The organism is Phenylobacterium sp., from assembly GCF_041913825.1.
GTDB lineage: Bacteria > Pseudomonadota > Alphaproteobacteria > Caulobacterales > Caulobacteraceae > Phenylobacterium.
Genome location: NZ_JAYSEO010000006.1, coordinates 157,188 through 171,497, shown reverse-complemented (window position 1 = coordinate 171,497; position 14,310 = coordinate 157,188). Strand labels below are relative to the sequence as shown.

Annotated in this window: 11 protein-coding genes and 1 tRNA gene; 4 read left to right on the top strand and 8 right to left on the bottom strand. The window is 70.7% G+C overall.

Annotated elements, in window-relative coordinates; genetic code table 11:
- Positions 1-65: 65 nt before the first annotated feature.
- Both ACE3Q8_RS06760 and ACE3Q8_RS06755 read right to left on the bottom strand, forming a co-directional pair.
- A complete protein-coding gene (locus ACE3Q8_RS06760) occupies positions 66-1,385 on the bottom strand; it encodes a CitMHS family transporter (protein WP_374469488.1) in 1,320 nt (439 codons plus the stop codon).
- Positions 1,386-1,515: 130 nt separating this feature from the next.
- A complete protein-coding gene (locus ACE3Q8_RS06755; RefSeq protein ID WP_374469487.1) occupies positions 1,516-3,726 on the bottom strand; it encodes a TonB-dependent receptor in 2,211 nt (736 codons plus the stop codon).
- A 176-nt stretch (positions 3,727-3,902) separates the two neighbouring features.
- Here ACE3Q8_RS06755 and ACE3Q8_RS06750 point away from each other — a divergent pair, with 176 nt between their 5' ends.
- From ACE3Q8_RS06750 to ACE3Q8_RS06740, 3 genes are all read left to right on the top strand, one after another.
- The gene (locus ACE3Q8_RS06750) at positions 3,903-4,589 is read left to right on the top strand and encodes a Crp/Fnr family transcriptional regulator (protein ID WP_374469486.1); all 687 of its coding nucleotides are present in this window, start codon (positions 3,903-3,905) and stop codon (positions 4,587-4,589) included.
- 133 nt (positions 4,590-4,722) lie between these two features.
- Positions 4,723-6,129 (top strand): acyclic terpene utilization AtuA family protein, encoded by a 1,407-nt coding sequence (locus ACE3Q8_RS06745; RefSeq protein ID WP_374469485.1) that lies wholly within the window; start codon positions 4,723-4,725, stop codon positions 6,127-6,129.
- The gene (locus tag ACE3Q8_RS06740) at positions 6,122-6,430 is read left to right on the top strand and encodes a DUF4387 domain-containing protein (RefSeq protein ID WP_374469484.1); all 309 of its coding nucleotides are present in this window, start codon (positions 6,122-6,124) and stop codon (positions 6,428-6,430) included. The genes ACE3Q8_RS06745 and ACE3Q8_RS06740 overlap by 8 nt, the downstream gene beginning before the upstream one ends.
- Positions 6,431-6,498: 68 nt before the next feature.
- Here the strand turns inward: ACE3Q8_RS06740 and ACE3Q8_RS06735 are convergent.
- Positions 6,499-6,575, bottom strand: a tRNA-Arg gene (locus ACE3Q8_RS06735).
- A gap of 150 nt (positions 6,576-6,725) precedes the next feature.
- Here ACE3Q8_RS06735 and ACE3Q8_RS06730 point away from each other — a divergent pair.
- The gene (locus tag ACE3Q8_RS06730) at positions 6,726-8,645 is read left to right on the top strand and encodes a PQQ-binding-like beta-propeller repeat protein (RefSeq protein ID WP_374469483.1); all 1,920 of its coding nucleotides are present in this window, start codon (positions 6,726-6,728) and stop codon (positions 8,643-8,645) included.
- A gap of 4 nt (positions 8,646-8,649) precedes the next feature.
- Here the strand turns inward: ACE3Q8_RS06730 and ACE3Q8_RS06725 are convergent, their stop codons facing one another.
- The 5 genes from ACE3Q8_RS06725 to ACE3Q8_RS06705 all read right to left on the bottom strand — a co-directional run bounded on the left by ACE3Q8_RS06725 (position 8,650) and on the right by ACE3Q8_RS06705 (position 14,240).
- Positions 8,650-9,276 carry a response regulator transcription factor gene (locus ACE3Q8_RS06725; protein WP_374469482.1) on the bottom strand — a complete coding sequence of 209 codons (627 nt, stop codon included), beginning with the start codon at positions 9,274-9,276 and terminating at the stop codon, positions 8,650-8,652.
- 61 nt (positions 9,277-9,337) lie between these two features.
- On the bottom strand, positions 9,338-10,030 hold the full coding sequence (locus ACE3Q8_RS06720; RefSeq protein ID WP_374469481.1) for a transglutaminase-like cysteine peptidase: 693 nt from the start codon (positions 10,028-10,030) through the stop codon (positions 9,338-9,340).
- Between the two features lie 146 nt (positions 10,031-10,176).
- Positions 10,177-11,490, bottom strand: coding sequence for a molecular chaperone DnaJ (gene dnaJ, locus ACE3Q8_RS06715; protein ID WP_374469480.1), 1,314 nt, complete (start codon positions 11,488-11,490; stop codon positions 10,177-10,179).
- 178 nt (positions 11,491-11,668) lie between these two features.
- On the bottom strand, positions 11,669-13,582 hold the full coding sequence (gene dnaK / locus ACE3Q8_RS06710) for a molecular chaperone DnaK (RefSeq protein WP_374469479.1): 1,914 nt from the start codon (positions 13,580-13,582) through the stop codon (positions 11,669-11,671).
- Between the two features lie 193 nt (positions 13,583-13,775).
- Positions 13,776-14,240, bottom strand: a complete 465-nt coding sequence (locus ACE3Q8_RS06705) for a hypothetical protein (RefSeq protein ID WP_374469478.1) — start codon at positions 14,238-14,240, stop codon at positions 13,776-13,778.
- Between the last annotated feature and the right edge of the window lie 70 nt (positions 14,241-14,310).

Below are 14,310 nucleotides of genomic sequence, written 5' to 3'. Positions count from 1 at the left end.
CCGCGCGTAGCCGCCCGTCGCGGGCCAAGGCCAAGACCGGTTGCGCATGAACTCATGCGCGGACCCTAGGCGGCGAAGGGGAAGGCGAACGTCGCCAGGCCGACGAGGATCGCCGCCAGCGACAGGAGCACCGTCCAGCGGAGCGCGAAGCGTTGCAGATCCACCAGCTCAACGCCCAGCAGGGCGCATTTCAGGTAGAGCGGCGCCACCATCGGGCTGAGGCCGTGCACCGGCTGGCCCATCAGAGACGCGCGGGCGATCTGCGCCGGGGCGATCCCATAGGCCTTGGCGGCCTCCGCCAGCACCGGGACCACGCCGAAGTACCAGGCGTCGTTGGACAGGAAGAAGGTCATCGGCATGGCGAGCAGCGCGGTGATCACCGCCATGTGCGGGCCCAGCCAGGGGGGCAGCACCTGAACGATGCCGGCGGCCATGGCGTCGATCATGCCCGTCCCGCTGAGCACGCCGGTGAAGGCGCCGGCCGCGAAGACCATCACCGCCAGGGTGACGACACTTCCGGCGTGGGTGGTCAGCCGGGCGCGCTGGTCGTCCAGCCGCGGGTAGTTGACCAGCAGGGCGACGGCGAAGGCGCCCATGAACAGCACCGCCAGCGGCGCGACGTGGAACACCACCGCCGTCATCAGCGCCAGGGTCAGCGCCAGGTTGAACGGGAAGAGCCTGGGCCGCACCGCCGCTGGATCGCGTTCGAAGCCGGCGAGCGCCGTCTGCACCACGGCCTCGGCGTCCACCGCGCCCGCGGCGGGCGCATCGCGCAGGCGACGTCGCTCGCGCAGGCCGAAGAAGACCGCGATGGCGAAGGTGACGGCGAGGCCGCCGCCGATCACCGGGATCAGCGGCAGGAACACCTCTGCCATCTCCACCTTCAGCGCCGCCACCGCCCGCGCCGGCGGCCCGCCCCAAGGGGTCAGGTTCATCAGCGCGCTGCACAGGCCGCCGATCAGGCCGAAGATCAGCACGTTCATGCCCAGCCGCCGATAGATCGGCAGCATGGCTGAGGCGCAGACCAGCAGGGTGGTCGTGCCGTCCCCGTCCAGCCCGACGACGGAGGCCAGGGCGGCGTGGCCCACTGTGACCCGGAGCGGGTCGTCGCCCACCCAGCGGACGATCCGGTCCACCAGCGGGTCGAACAGGCCGACGTCGATCATCAGCCCGAAGTAGAGCAGGGCGAAGACCAGCATCACCGCCGTGGGCGCGACCTGGCGCACGCCCTCCATGACATGGTCGCCGATCCCGGCGCCCGCGCCGATCGCCACGGCGAACAGAACCGGCACGATCATCAGTGCGGTGATCGCCGACAGGCGCCGCGTCATGATCAGCGCCATGAAGGTGAGGACCAGCGCGAAGCCGGACAGGGCGAGAGTCATGGCAGGTCACCCATCGGAGGCGCGGGGTGCGGGGAGGCGCCGCGCGCCTGGCGCGCGGCGACCAGCGGACGCCGCCCAGGCGGACCCGCGGGGAGGAGGCGAGGCCCGGGCGGGGTCTGCGGCCCGGCGGCTAGAAGCGGTAGTCCACCGTCACGCCGAACTGGCGAGGCGGCCCGTACTGCACGAAGAGCCCGCCGGCCGTGCCGCTCTGGTGGGTGCGGTACTCCACGTCGGTGAGGTTGCGGCCCCAGACCTGGACCTTCACGTCGTCCGTGGCCTGGTAGGTGACGCTGGCGTCCCACAGCGTCCGGGCCTTGCGGAATTCCTCGAAGTTGTTCGAGTTGTCGTCGAAGACGTCGCTCTCGTAGTTGAAGCTCGTCTCGAAGCGCAGCGAACCCCACGCGTAGGTGTCGGTGGTGAAGGCCGCCGTGCCGGACAGGGCGTGCTTCGGCGTCCGGCTCAGCCGGTTGCCGCTGAGGTCGTCGAACAGCGCGGTCCCATCGGCCAGGATCGCCGTGGTCTCCACGAACCGGTCGAAGGTGGCGTCGAGATAGGTGTAGCTGAGGCCGAGCTCGATCGCGCGGACGGGGACGAAGTTGGCGTCCGCCTCGACGCCGCGGATCGTCGCGTCGCCGGTGTCGGTGACGAGGCGCGTCTGGCCCGGGCCCTGGCTCGCGTCCGGCACGGTCTGCTGGGTTTGCAGGTCGCTGTAGTCCATCTGGAAGATGGAGACGTTGAGGCGAAGCCGGCGATCCAGCCAGTCGGTCTTCAGGCCGGCCTCGTAGTTGACCACCTTCTCCGGCGCCGTAGCGATGCGTGCGAAGGCGGGCTGCGGCTGCTCTTGGAAGCCCCCCGACTTGAAGCCGGTGGCCACGCTGGCGAAGGCGAAGACGTTGGGATTGAGGCGCCAGTCGCCGCCCACGCGCCAGGTGACGGCGTCGTCCTCGTAGCGGCCGGGGTCGCCCACGGTGGTGAAGTTCACCACCGGCGCGGTCTCGCGACCGGTGAAGCGGGTGATCTCGTAGCGCTTCTCCTCGTGGGTGTAGCGCAGGCCGGCGAAGAGGTGCGCGCCGTCGAACACCTCGTAGTTGGCCTCGCCGAACACGGCGGCGCTCTTCGTGACGTTGTCGGCCACGAAGCGGTTGAGCGTGAGGTCGGGCACCTCCGTCTCGCTCTCGCGCTCGCGGTGCACCTCGTCGCGCAGGGCGTAGATGCCCGCCACCCAGGAGAACGGCCCGTCGCTCGCCGAGGAGAGGCGGGCTTCGGCCGAATAGGAGTCGGCGTCCTCCGCCATGAGCGCCTGGATCCCCGGGACCAGCACGCCGGTGGCGGCGTTGATCGCCGGGTTGGCGCCGTCGTAGTCCTCGGAGGATTTGAGGTCGAGGTAGCGGTAGGAGACGTAGGCGGTCAGGTCGGCCCAGCCGAGCGCGGAGCTGTTCACTTCGAGCTTCACCCCGCCGGTCTCGCGGTCGAGGTAGCCCGGCTGGTCGGCGAAGGTGCGGCGCGGCTTCTTGACGTTGCGGTTGCCCAGCGGGGCGGTGTTGAAGCGCGCCCCGCCGCCGGCGTCATCCACGGTCACATCGCCGGAGAACAGCACCGTCGTGGCCTCGGAAAGCTCGGTGAGCACGTGGATGCGGCCGCTGATCCGGTCGTCGTCGTCCAAGGGCGCGCCGGTCCCGGCCACCTTGCGGAAGCCGTTGTTCTTCTGGGACGACAGCGCGATCCGCGCGGCCGCACGCTCGCCCAGCGGCGCGTTCAGGATCAGATTGCCGTTGCGCTGGCCGTATTCGCCCAGTGTCACTGCGGCCCGGCCGGAGAGGTCGTTGAGCTCCGGCTTGGCGGTGATGAAGTTCACCGCGCCGCCCACCACGTTCTTGCCCCAGAGCGTGCCCTGCGGGCCCTTCAGGACCTCCACCCGCTCCATGTCGTAGATGTCCACGGCCAGCATGGGTCCGCGGCCAATGTAGACGCCGTCGATGAACGCCACCGACGAGGGGTCGCCACCCGCGCTCTGGGTGCTGCTGCCGATGCCCCGGAAGAACGGGCGCGGCGCGGCGCGCGGGAAGGCGTCGATGGTCACGCCCGGCGCGGCGTCGGCGAGACGCTGCAGGTCGACGATCCCGCGCTCCTCGATGGCTTCGGCGCTGTAGGCGGTCACCGTGACCGGCACGTCCTGGAGGGACTCCTGCCGCCGCCGGGCGGTGACGACGATCTCCTCGATGGCCGAGGCGGCGGGGGCGCCGGCGGCGTCCTGGGCCAGGGCCACGGGGGCGGCGGACAGCGCTCCCGCGCAGGCGGCGGTGGCGAGCAGCAGGGTGCGGACAGGGACGGATGTTCTCATGGTTTCCCCCTCTGGCGTTCATCGCCAGGCGTTGCGCCCCCGCCGTTGAGGCCGCGGGGGCTGAGGGGCGACCATAGGCGCGGCTGCGGGCGAACCCGTGCCAATTAGTTTACATTGGCCCGCGGACAGCAATAAATCCGTCAATGTGTATGGATGCCGTCAGGGCCTGAGGCGTCATGATCAACCGTCGTGAGAACTGGATCGCGGGTCTGCCGGCCGACGCGCGCGCCGAGCTCGACCGCTGCGCCACCGAGCGTCGCGTACGGCCCGGGGATGTGCTGATCCACGCCGGGGCCGAGGCGTCCGGGGTGCACCAGGTGCTCGACGGCTATGTGAAGGTCACCGGCCTGACGCACGCCGGCGACACCGCGGTGATCGTCATCTACAGCCCGGGCAACTGCTGGGGGGAGACGCCGCTGATCTCCAACCGGCCTCACCACCACAGCACCGTGGCCATGACGCCGGTCCGCTTCCGGACCATCGCCAAGGCGGACTTCCTGAGGATCTACGACACCTACCCGGCCATGGCCTACGCGCTGGCGCGGAAGTTCTCGAACGCCATGACCCGGCTGATCCAGGCCCGCGAGGAGATCGCCACGGGCCGGGTGGGGCCGCTGGTGGCCGCCTCCTTCCTGAGCCTGGCTCGCGACCTGCCGCTGCCGCCGGACGCCAACGCCTGCGAGATCGACGTGCCGGTTACGCAGCTCGACCTGGCGAACTTCCTGGGCGTGACGCGCCAGAGCGTGCAGCCGGAGGTCGCCGCCCTGAAAGGGGCGGGCATCCTGGAGAAGCGTTCGGGCTCTTGGCTGATCCACGACATGCGCCGGCTCCGCCGCTGCTCGGTGGACCCCCGGCTGATCTGACCGGCGCATGAATTCATGCGGCGGACGCATCGGCCCCCTGTCGCCCTGAACGCTAATGTTGATGCGCGGCGTCAATCTTGACGCCTTTTGCTGAGCGGGCGCATCGAAGACGCCGAACCAGGGAGGACACGGCATGAAGGCCGACAGGACAGGGGGCGCGAAGGTGATCGTGCCCACCGGCGCGCTCGGCGCCGGGATCAAGCCGGAACACGTCGCCGCGGGGCTGGCGATGGGCGCCCATGCCGTCGCCTGCGACGCGGGCTCCACAGACAGCGGCCCCTCCTATCTCGCCCGCAGCGTGTCCAAGTGGGCGCGGGAGGCGGTGAAGCGGGACCTGGAGGTCCTGATGGTGGCCAGCGAGCGGGCGGGCATTCCGCTGCTGATCGGCACCTGCGGCACCTCCGGAGCGGACGACGCCCTCTTCTGGACCCGGGACATCGCCATCGAGGTCGCCCGCGAGCAGGGGCTGAAGCCAAAGATCGCCGTCCTCTGCTCGGAGCAGCCGCGGGACGCAATGAAGGCCAGGCTGGCTGCCGGCCGGATCCGGCCGCTGCCGCCCTCCGGCCCGCTGGACGAGGCCGCCCTCGACGCATGCGACCACATCGTCGCGCTGATGGGGCCGGAGCCGTACATCGCAGCCCTCGAGGCCGGAGCGACGGTCGTGCTCGGCGGCCGCACCACGGACACCGCCGTGCTGGCCGCCGTGCCGATCATGATGGGCGCGGGGCTGGGTGCGGCCTGGCACGCCGGCAAGACCGCCGAGTGCGGCGGGGTCTGCACCGCGGTGCGCGGCGACGGCGGCGTGCTGATCGAGGTGTTCGAGGACCGCTTCGAGATCGAGCCGCTGAGCGCGACCAATCGCTGCGAGGTGCACGGCATCTCGGCCCACATGCTCTACGAGAACAGCGACCCCTATCGGCTCTACGAGCCGGGCGGCGTGCTGAACGTCGCCGGGGCGGTCTACACCGCGCTCGACGAGCGGCGCGTGCGGGTCACGGGCTCGGTCTGGGAGCCGGGCCCCTACACCATGAAGCTGGAGGGCGCCGGAGCCGGCCCGTACCAGACGATCAGCCTGGTGGGCGTCGAGGACCCGAAGGTGCTCGCCAACCTCGACCTGTTCCACGACCGGCTGGTGGCCGGCCTGCGCGAGCGGATCGACCGCACCTTCGGCCCGGAGGCCGGCGACTACGACGTCTCAGTGCGCATCTACGGCTGGAACGCTGTCTCCGGACGCCCACTGCCGCCCGGTACGCCGCCGCCGCAGGAGGTCGGCGTGCTGCTGGTCATCACCGCCGCCACCCAGGAGCTCGCCACCCGGATCTCGAAGACGGTGAACCCGATCTTCTTCCACTTCCCGCTGGAGCCGAACCTGCCGCAGCCCAGCTACGGCTTCGCCTTCACCCCGGCGGAGATCGAGCGCGGGCGGGTCTACAAGTTCCATCTGAACCACGTGGTCGAGACCCAGGACGGCCACGAGCTGGTCCGCACCGAATGGGTCGACCTCAGCACCGCCGAAGCCCGGGAGCCCGCACATGCCTAAGGTAAGCGACGTCTGCCGCCATGTGCGGTCCAAGGCCGCCGGCCCCTTCTGGGTCACCGTCGACCTGTTCTTCGACGGGCCCGAGACCTATGCCCGCTATCACGACAGTCCGGCGCTGGGACCGGACACCTTTGCTCGCCTCTACGGGATCGACGCCCAGTGGGTGAAGCGCACCGCCGTGCCCGACCTTTCCATGGTCAAGGTGTCGTACCCGCGGCCCACGCCGCAGGGCTGGATCGTGGAGCGCGACATGCACAGCGGCCAGCAGTACGTGCGCCTGCTGGGCGTGGAGCTGGGCTGAGAGGCTTGCGGGAGGCGGGCGGCGACTGCGCCACGGGCGCGGACCTGCCGCCAAGTCCTTGAAACCGCTGGCGCACCCGACACGATTCGAACGTGTGACCTTTGCCTTCGGAGGGCAACGCTCTATCCAGCTGAGCTACGGGTGCGGACAGCGGGTGCGGTTCTCTAGCCGAAAGCCTCGCGGGCCGCAAACGGGTCCTCAGATTTCATCCGCGCAATTGTCAGAAGACACGGTACGGCTAGCCTGAGCGACGTAGCCGCCCGGACGAGGCGGCGCGTCCGTTCGGGGGAAACTCATGCTGACCTGGTCCAACCGCGCCCGTTTGGGCGCGGGCCTCGCCGCCGCCGCGGCCGCCGCGCTCTGCGCCGGCTTCGCCATCGCCCAGGCGCACGGGGAGGCCGAGGGGCCGCAGCATCCGGGCAAGGCCGTCTACGACCAATACTGCGCGGCCTGCCACAACGCGCCGGAGGCCGGCAGCCGGGCCGCCCCGGTGGCCTCGCTGCGCAAGATGAGCGCCCAGACGCTCGCCACGGTCCTGACCAGCGGGGTGATGAAGCCGATCGGCGACCAGCTCACCCGCGAGCAGCTTCGCGCCGTGGTGACCTACCTCGCCCCGGCCGAGCAGGCGGCGGACACCGGCTGGATCGACAGGGCCATGTGTCCGGCCGAGCGGCGGGCCGTGGACCTGAACGCCAGGCCCGCCCAGGTCGGCTTCGGCGTCGATCTCGACAACACCCGGCGCATGTCGGCGGCGCAGGCGGGGCTGAAGACCCGCGACCTCGCCAACCTGGAGGTCGCCTGGACCTTCGCCATGCCGCGCACCACCGGCCTGCGCGGCCAAGGCGTGGTGGTGGGGAACACCCTCTTCTACCCGGCGGGCCAGGCTAACCACATCGTGGCGCTGGACACAGAGACGGGCTGCGTGAAGTGGGCCACCCGGACGCCGTCGCAGGTCCGCAACAGCCTGGCCTACGGCCAACTGGGCAAGGGGGGGCCCATGGGGCTGGTGGGCGGCGAGGCCGAGGGCGACCTGATCGCGCTCGACGCCCGGACCGGCAAGATCCTCTGGCGGGCCGATCCGCGGCACGACAAGACCGCCCCGCTCTCCGGCTCGCCCCTGATCCACGACGGCAAGGTGATCGTGCCGATCTCCGGCAGCGACGTGGCCGCCGCCATGCGGCCCGCCTACGAGTGCTGCAAGGGCCATGGGGCTGTGGCGGCCGTCGACGCCGCCAACGGCAAGGTGCTGTGGACGTGGCACACCATGGAGGACGCCAAGCCGCTGGGTCGCGCCAACAGCCAGGGCGCCGCCGCCTACGGCCCCTCGGGCGCGCCCGTGTGGTCGAGCCCGGCGGTGGACGTGAAACGCGGCGTCGTCTTCGCCTCCACGGGCGAGAACACCTCGCCGCCGGCGACCAAGACCTCGGACGCCATCGTCTCCATCGACCTGAAGAGCGGCCGCCAGAACTGGGTCTTCCAGGCGCTGGAGAACGACGTCTGGAACATGTCCTGCCCGGCCGGGCTGGACAGCGCACGGCCGCCCGGCCCCAACTGCTACTTCGCCAAGGAAGGCAGCGTCCTGCAGGACCACGACTTCGGCGCGGGGCCGGTGGTGTTTCGCGGCAAGGGCGGCAAGGACGTGATCCTCGGGGGCCAGAAGTCCGGCGATGTCTGGGCGCTCGATCCGGCCACCGGCAAGGTCCTGTGGCGCCAGCAGTTCGGCAAGGGCACGGCGCTCGGCGGCGTCCACTGGGGCATCGCCACCGACGGGGTGCGGGTGTTCGCGCCGATCAGCGACCCCAGCGTGCCCAAAGACCGCTCCGCGGCCGGGATGCACGCGGTCGATGTGAAGAGCGGCAAGGTCGCGTGGCAGTGGCGGGCCGAGCCCGACTGCACGGGGGAGCGGGCGAAGATCGCCATCTGCGGCAACCGCTACGGCCTCTCGGCCGCCCCGCTGGTGATCGACGGGGCGGTGGTGGCGGGGTCGCTGGACGGCAGGCTCTGGGTGTTCGACGCCGCCACCGGCAAGGTGCTGGCGAAGCACGACACCATCGTCGCGGCCTACAAGCCGGTGAACGGCGTGCCGGCCCAGGGCGGCTCCATCGACGCGGCGGGCGTGTTCGCCGGCGGCGGGCTGCTGTTCGTGAACTCGGGCTACGGCTCGTTCGGCCAGGCGCCCGGCAACCTGCTGGTGGCCTACCGGCCGAAACGCTGAAGCCTCAGCCGGCGCCGCGCTCGGAGAGGGGCGTGACGCCGGCGGTCAGCGCGAGGCGAACGGCGGCCGAGACGCTGCGGACGCCCAGCTTCTCCATCATCTTGCCGCGGTAGATTTCCACGGTGCGGACGCTGAGGTCCAGCTCGTAGGCGATCAGCTTCGACGGCAGGCCGGCCAGCAGGCCTTGCAGCACCTCCCGCTCGCGCGCCGACAGCGAGGCCACGCGGCCCAGGGCCTCGGCCCGGCGGGCGGACTCCTCGGAGGCGGCCTCCAGCTTCTGGAAGGCGTCGCCCAACACGGCCAGCAGGGCCTCGGCGTCGAAGGGCTTCTGGAGGAACTCGAAGGCGCCGTGCTTCATGGTCTCCACCGCCAGGCGCACTTCGTTGGCGGCGGTGAGCACGATCACCGGCCAGTCCAGGCCGCGGGCGGCGAAGGCCTGCTGCACTTCGAGGCCGCTCAGGCCCGGCATATGCATGTCCAGCAGGACGCACCCGGGTCGCTCCGGGTCCAGGCGGTCGAGGAAGGCCTCGCCGCTCGCGTGGGCCTCCACGGTGCAGCCTGCGGCGGCAAGGGTGGCTTCGATGGCCTCGCGAAGGAGCTCGTCGTCGTCGACAACATGGACCCGCCGCACGCCCGATACTCCAGCTCCGCACGCTTACTGCGGCAACTCTGCCGGGAAAGCGGGGGCCGCGCTACCGTCCTGACGGGTTTGTGAGCCGGACCCAGCGGAAGCCGTCCTCGCCGTCCGCCTGGCGGCTGCGCCAGGCGTAGGGGACCTCGTCCCAGCGGCGGACCTGGCCCGATAGGTTGTCGAGCACGAAGTCGCCGGCGCCGGTGGCGACCACCAGGACGGCGTGGTCCTCGCCCTGGGGCGTGGTGGCGATGGCTATGGCGAGCGCCCGGCGCGGCACGCCGGCGGCGATGAGGGCGCGCCGCTTCTCGAGCACGTAGTCCTCGCAGTCGCCGGCCGGGGCGCGACTCTCCGCGAGCGGCGCGGCCCAGAAGTCGGGGACGCCGTAGCTGACCGCGTCGAGCTGCGGGCGCAGCGCGCGGTTCACGTCGGCGTTCACCTGCACCAGCTTGCGCCAGAGCCCCGGGCCGAGCGCCGGCGGCGGGACCGCGTCGGCGGGCTGGGCGGCGGGCTCGGCGGCCGCGCCGGTCCTGCGAAACAGCACCGCGGTCCAGGCGGTCTTGGCGGCGACGGCGGCAGCCAGCACCTGCGCCGGGTCGTCGCCGCAGTCGCCGGGCCGACGCTCGCAGAAGGCGATGTAGGTGGCGGGCGTGGCGACCGCGGTCCCGAGGCTCATGCGCGAGGCCGCGTGGGCGGGGACAGCGAGCAGTGGCAGGAGGAGGACGGCCGCGAGCGCGCGGAACAGGAGGGACATCGCCGGGGCTCCGTGAGAGGAGCCGGCGAATTAGATGTGCCCGGGCGCGGACTTAATTCCGCAGAACTATCATCGTAGTTCTACGTACAGGCGCGCCTATCTTGCTAAGTGGGTGCTTAGGCGGGGAAGAAAATGCCCCGCCGGCCTCAAGCCGCGCCCGTGACGTCTTCCCAGAAGCGCTTGGCCTTGCCTAGGAAGCTGGCCTGCTTCGGGTGCTGCTGCTCGGAGCAGGCGCCGGCGAACTCGCGCAGCAGCTCCTTCTGGCGCGCGCTGAGCTTGACGGGGGTCTCCACGAACAGCTCCACCACCAGGTCCCCGCGCTCGCGCGTGCTCAGCGCCGGCATGCCGCGCCCCGTCAACCGCCCCGAACGGGCCCTCGTGGCGCGGGCGAACTGGCGCTGCTGCTCGTTGTGGCGCGCGCTGTGGTTGCGGGGGGTCACCACGACCAGCACCCCCACCCGGCCCCCGCGCTCGAGCGCCTGCAGCGACGGCATGCCGCGCCCCTTCACCCGCACGGTACGGCCCGTCTGGGCGCCTTCCGGCACCTTGACGATCAGCTTGCACTCGCCGTCGCAGGCCTCCCCGCCGAGCAGGCAGGGCGCTTCGATCTCGCCGCCCAGCGCCGCCACGGCCATGGACACGGGCACGGTGCAGAGCAGGTCCAGGCCGTCGCGCTCGAAGAGCTCGTGGGGCCGGACCGAGAGGAAGATGTAGAGGTCGCCGCGCGGCCCGCCGCGGGCGCCGGAGTCCCCTTCGCCGGCCAGGCGGATGCGCGCGCCGTCGTCCACGCCGGCCGGGATCCGCACCGCGAGCGTACGCTCGCGGCGCACCTGGCCCTGGCCGCGGCAGTCCGAGCAGGGGTCGAGGATGAGCTTGCCCGAGCCGCCGCAACGGGGGCAGGCGCGCTCGATGGAGAAGAAGCCCTGGGTGGCCCGCACCCGACCCGCGCCGCCGCAGGCGTTGCAGGTGGTGGGGCTGGTGCCCGGCTTGGCGCCCGAACCCTCGCAGGTCTCGCAGGTCATGGCGGCGGGGACGGTGATCTCGATCTCGGCGCCGGCGTAGGCCTGCTCGAGGGTGATCTCGAGGTCGTAGCGCAGGTCCTGGCCCCGGGCCGGGCCGCGGCTCTGCTGGCCGCCGCGCCCGCGACCGCCGAACATGTCGCCGAAGACGTCCCCGAACACCTCGTTGAAGATGTCGTGCACGTCGTGGAACTGCGCTCCGCCCGGGCCGCCGCCCGCGCCGTTCACGCCGGCGTGGCCGAAGCGGTCGTAGGCCGCCCGCTTCTGCGGATCGGACAGCACCGAATAGGCTTCGTTCAGCTCCTTGAACCGGGCCGCGGCTTCCTCGCACCCGCCGTTGCGGTCGGGGTGATGCTCCATGGCGAGCTTGCGGAAGGCGGACTTCAGGGCCGCCGCGTCGCAGCCGCGCTCGACGCCCAGGATCTCGTAATAGTCCCGCATCAGAGGCTCAGGCGCTCAATCGTCAAACTGTTGAATTTCAGGTGGGATGACCCCCGCCCGACTGCAAGGCTCGATACCGAGCGGGCGGGGGTCCCTAGTCGTGCTGCAGAAGCGGCGGCGACGTCCCCAATGACGAACCCTTCGCATCCGAGGCTCAGGGCCGCCATGGGGCGCGTTGTCACGCCGACTTCTTCTGGTCGTCGACTTCCTCGAACTCGGCGTCGACAACGTCGTCGCCGGATGCGTCCGAGGTCTGCTGCTGCGGGCCACCGGCGTCGCCGGTGTCCTGCTGGGCCTTGTACATGGCCTCGCCCAGCTTCATCGAAGCCTGGATCAGGGCCTGGGTCTTGGCCGCGATGTCCTCGGCGTCGTCGCCCTCCAGGGAGGACTTCAGCTCGTCGAGGGCCGTCTGGATGGCGGCGCGGTCGGCTTCGCCCACCTTGTCGCCGTGGTCCTTCAGGGCCTTCTCGGCGCTGTGCACCGCCGAGTCGCCCTGGTTCTTGGCGTCCACCACCGCCTTACGCTTCTCGTCGGCGGCGCGGTTGGCCTCGGCTTCCTTGACCATCGCGTCGATATCGGAGTCCGAGAGACCGCCGTTGGCCTGGATCCGGATCGACTGCTCCTTCGAGGTCGCCTTGTCCCGGGCCGACACGTTGACGATGCCGTTGGCGTCGATGTCGAAGGTGACCTCGATCTGCGGCACGCCGCGCGGCGCCGGCGGGATGCCCACCAGGTCGAACTGGCCCAGCATCTTGTTGTCCGCCGCCATCGGGCGCTCGCCCTGGAAGACCCGGATCGTCACGGCCGACTGGTTGTCGTCCGCGGTCGAGAAGGTCTGGGACCGCTTGGTCGGGATGGTGGTGTTGCGCTCGATCAGCGGGGTGAACACGCCGCCCAGGGTCTCGATGCCCAGGGTCAGCGGGGTCACGTCCAGCAGCAGCACGTCCTTGACGTCGCCCTGCAGCACGCCCGCCTGGACCGCGGCGCCCAGCGCCACGACCTCGTCGGGGTTCACGCCCTTGTGCGGCTCGCGGCCGAAGAACTCCTTCACCGCCTCGACGACCTTGGGCATGCGGCTCATGCCGCCGACCAGGATCACCTCGTCGATGTCGCTCTTCTTCAGGCCGGCGTCCTTGAGCGCCTGCTCGCAGGGGCCGATGGTCCGCTGGATCAGGTCCTCGACGAGGGCCTCGAGCTTGGCGCGAGACAGCTTGATGTTCAGGTGCAGCGGACCCGACGCGTTCATCGAGATGAAGGGCAGGTTCACCTCGTATTGGGTGACGCTGCTCAGCTCCTTCTTGGCCTTTTCGGCCTCTTCCTTCAGGCGCTGGAGGGCGAGCTTGTCCTTGCGGAGGTCGACGCCCTGCTCCTTCTTGAACTCGTCGGCCAGGTAGTCGACGATCCGCAGGTCGAAGTCCTCGCCGCCCAGGAAGGTGTCGCCGTTGGTGGACTTCACCTCGAACACGCCGTCGCCGATCTCCAGGATCGAGACGTCGAAGGTGCCGCCGCCGAGGTCGTAGACGGCGATCTTCTTGCCGTCGTTCTTCTCGAGGCCGTAGGCCAGCGCGGCCGCCGTCGGCTCGTTGATGATCCGCAGGACTTCGAGGCCCGCGATCTTGCCGGCGTCCTTGGTCGCCTGGCGCTGAGCGTCGTTGAAGTAGGCCGGGACGGTGATGACCGCCTTCTCGACCTTCTCACCGAGGTGCTGCTCGGCGGCTTCCTTCATCTTCTGCAGGATGAAGGCGGAGATCTGCTGCGGAGAATAGTCCTTGCCGTGGGCGCGCACCCAGGCGTCGCCCGTCGGGCCCTTCACGATCTCGTAGGGCACCATGCCCTTGTCCTTCTCGACCGTGGGGTCGTTGAAGGGGCGGCCGATCAGCCGCTTGATCGCGAACAGGGTGTTGGCCGGGTTCGTCACCGCCTGGCGCTTGGCCGGCTGGCCGACGAGCCGCTCGCCGTCCTCGAGGAAGGCCACCACCGAGGGGGTGGTCCGCGCGCCTTCGGCGTTCTCGATCACTTTCGGCGTCTTGCCGTCCATGATGGCGACGCACGAGTTCGTGGTGCCGAGGTCGATGCCGATGATCTTGCTCATTGAGAGTCTTGCTCGCTCCTAGTTGGCGGACGCCGCGGGTTGGCCTTCGAAAGAAGCGCCTCGTTTGCGACGCCCCCGGTCGATCAATCTCCGCGAGGTTTCCCAAAGCGGAACCCTCGCGTCGCCAGCCGATATGGGGAAAATCGCAAAGCCTGCAAGGGCGAATGTCCCTAATCCAGACAAGGACATGGCCTCACCCCCGCCGCCACGCGGCGTTCACGTTTGCATATAGCTCGGCCGGGAGCGGGGTGCGCGCGCCGCGCGAGGCCAGGAAGGCGTGCTGGACCACCATGGCCTGCTGCTCGATGTTCAGCCGGGCGAAGTCGGACAGGCCCGCCGCCTCGTAGGCGTAACTGGCCTCGCTGTCGCCGGCGCGCAGCTTGGCCAGCAGCAGCGTCACCCCGTTCTGCGCCTGCCAGACGTGGGTCAGCTCGTGGACGAACACGCCCTGGGCGGCCAGGCTCGCCTGGGCGAAGTCCATCGGCAGGTCTCGGGCCGGCCAGGCGATCAGCGAGGGGCCGGCGACGAAGGCCCGGTTCCACAGCGGGATGGCCCAGATCCGCACCCGGGCGGCGTCGAGGCCCGCGCCGAACATCTCGGCCGCCAGCGCCCGTTCCCCGGGCGTCAAGCTTCGGAAGCTGAGCGGTCTTGCGGCCATGAGCGCTCAACGCTTGTCGAGCCCATCGGGGGCGCCGCAGGATCGCCGCCGTCCAGGAACCGCCAGGAGG

Excerpts from the sequence above, each read along its gene's own strand:
- ACE3Q8_RS06760 (WP_374469488.1), bottom strand. The coding sequence starts at position 1,385 with ATGACTCTCGCCCTGTCCGGCTTCGCGCTGGTCCTCACCTTCATGGCG.
- ACE3Q8_RS06755 (WP_374469487.1), bottom strand. The coding sequence starts at position 3,726 with ATGAGAACATCCGTCCCTGTCCGCACCCTGCTGCTCGCCACCGCCGCC.
- ACE3Q8_RS06750 (WP_374469486.1), top strand. The coding sequence starts at position 3,903 with ATGATCAACCGTCGTGAGAACTGGATCGCGGGTCTGCCGGCCGACGCG.
- ACE3Q8_RS06745 (WP_374469485.1), top strand. The coding sequence starts at position 4,723 with ATGAAGGCCGACAGGACAGGGGGCGCGAAGGTGATCGTGCCCACCGGC.
- ACE3Q8_RS06740 (WP_374469484.1), top strand. The coding sequence starts at position 6,122 with ATGCCTAAGGTAAGCGACGTCTGCCGCCATGTGCGGTCCAAGGCCGCC.
- ACE3Q8_RS06730 (WP_374469483.1), top strand. The coding sequence starts at position 6,726 with ATGCTGACCTGGTCCAACCGCGCCCGTTTGGGCGCGGGCCTCGCCGCC.
- ACE3Q8_RS06720 (WP_374469481.1), bottom strand. The coding sequence starts at position 10,030 with ATGTCCCTCCTGTTCCGCGCGCTCGCGGCCGTCCTCCTCCTGCCACTG.
- dnaJ (WP_374469480.1), bottom strand. The coding sequence starts at position 11,490 with ATGCGGGACTATTACGAGATCCTGGGCGTCGAGCGCGGCTGCGACGCG.
- dnaK (WP_374469479.1), bottom strand. The coding sequence starts at position 13,582 with ATGAGCAAGATCATCGGCATCGACCTCGGCACCACGAACTCGTGCGTC.
- ACE3Q8_RS06705 (WP_374469478.1), bottom strand. The coding sequence starts at position 14,240 with ATGGCCGCAAGACCGCTCAGCTTCCGAAGCTTGACGCCCGGGGAACGG.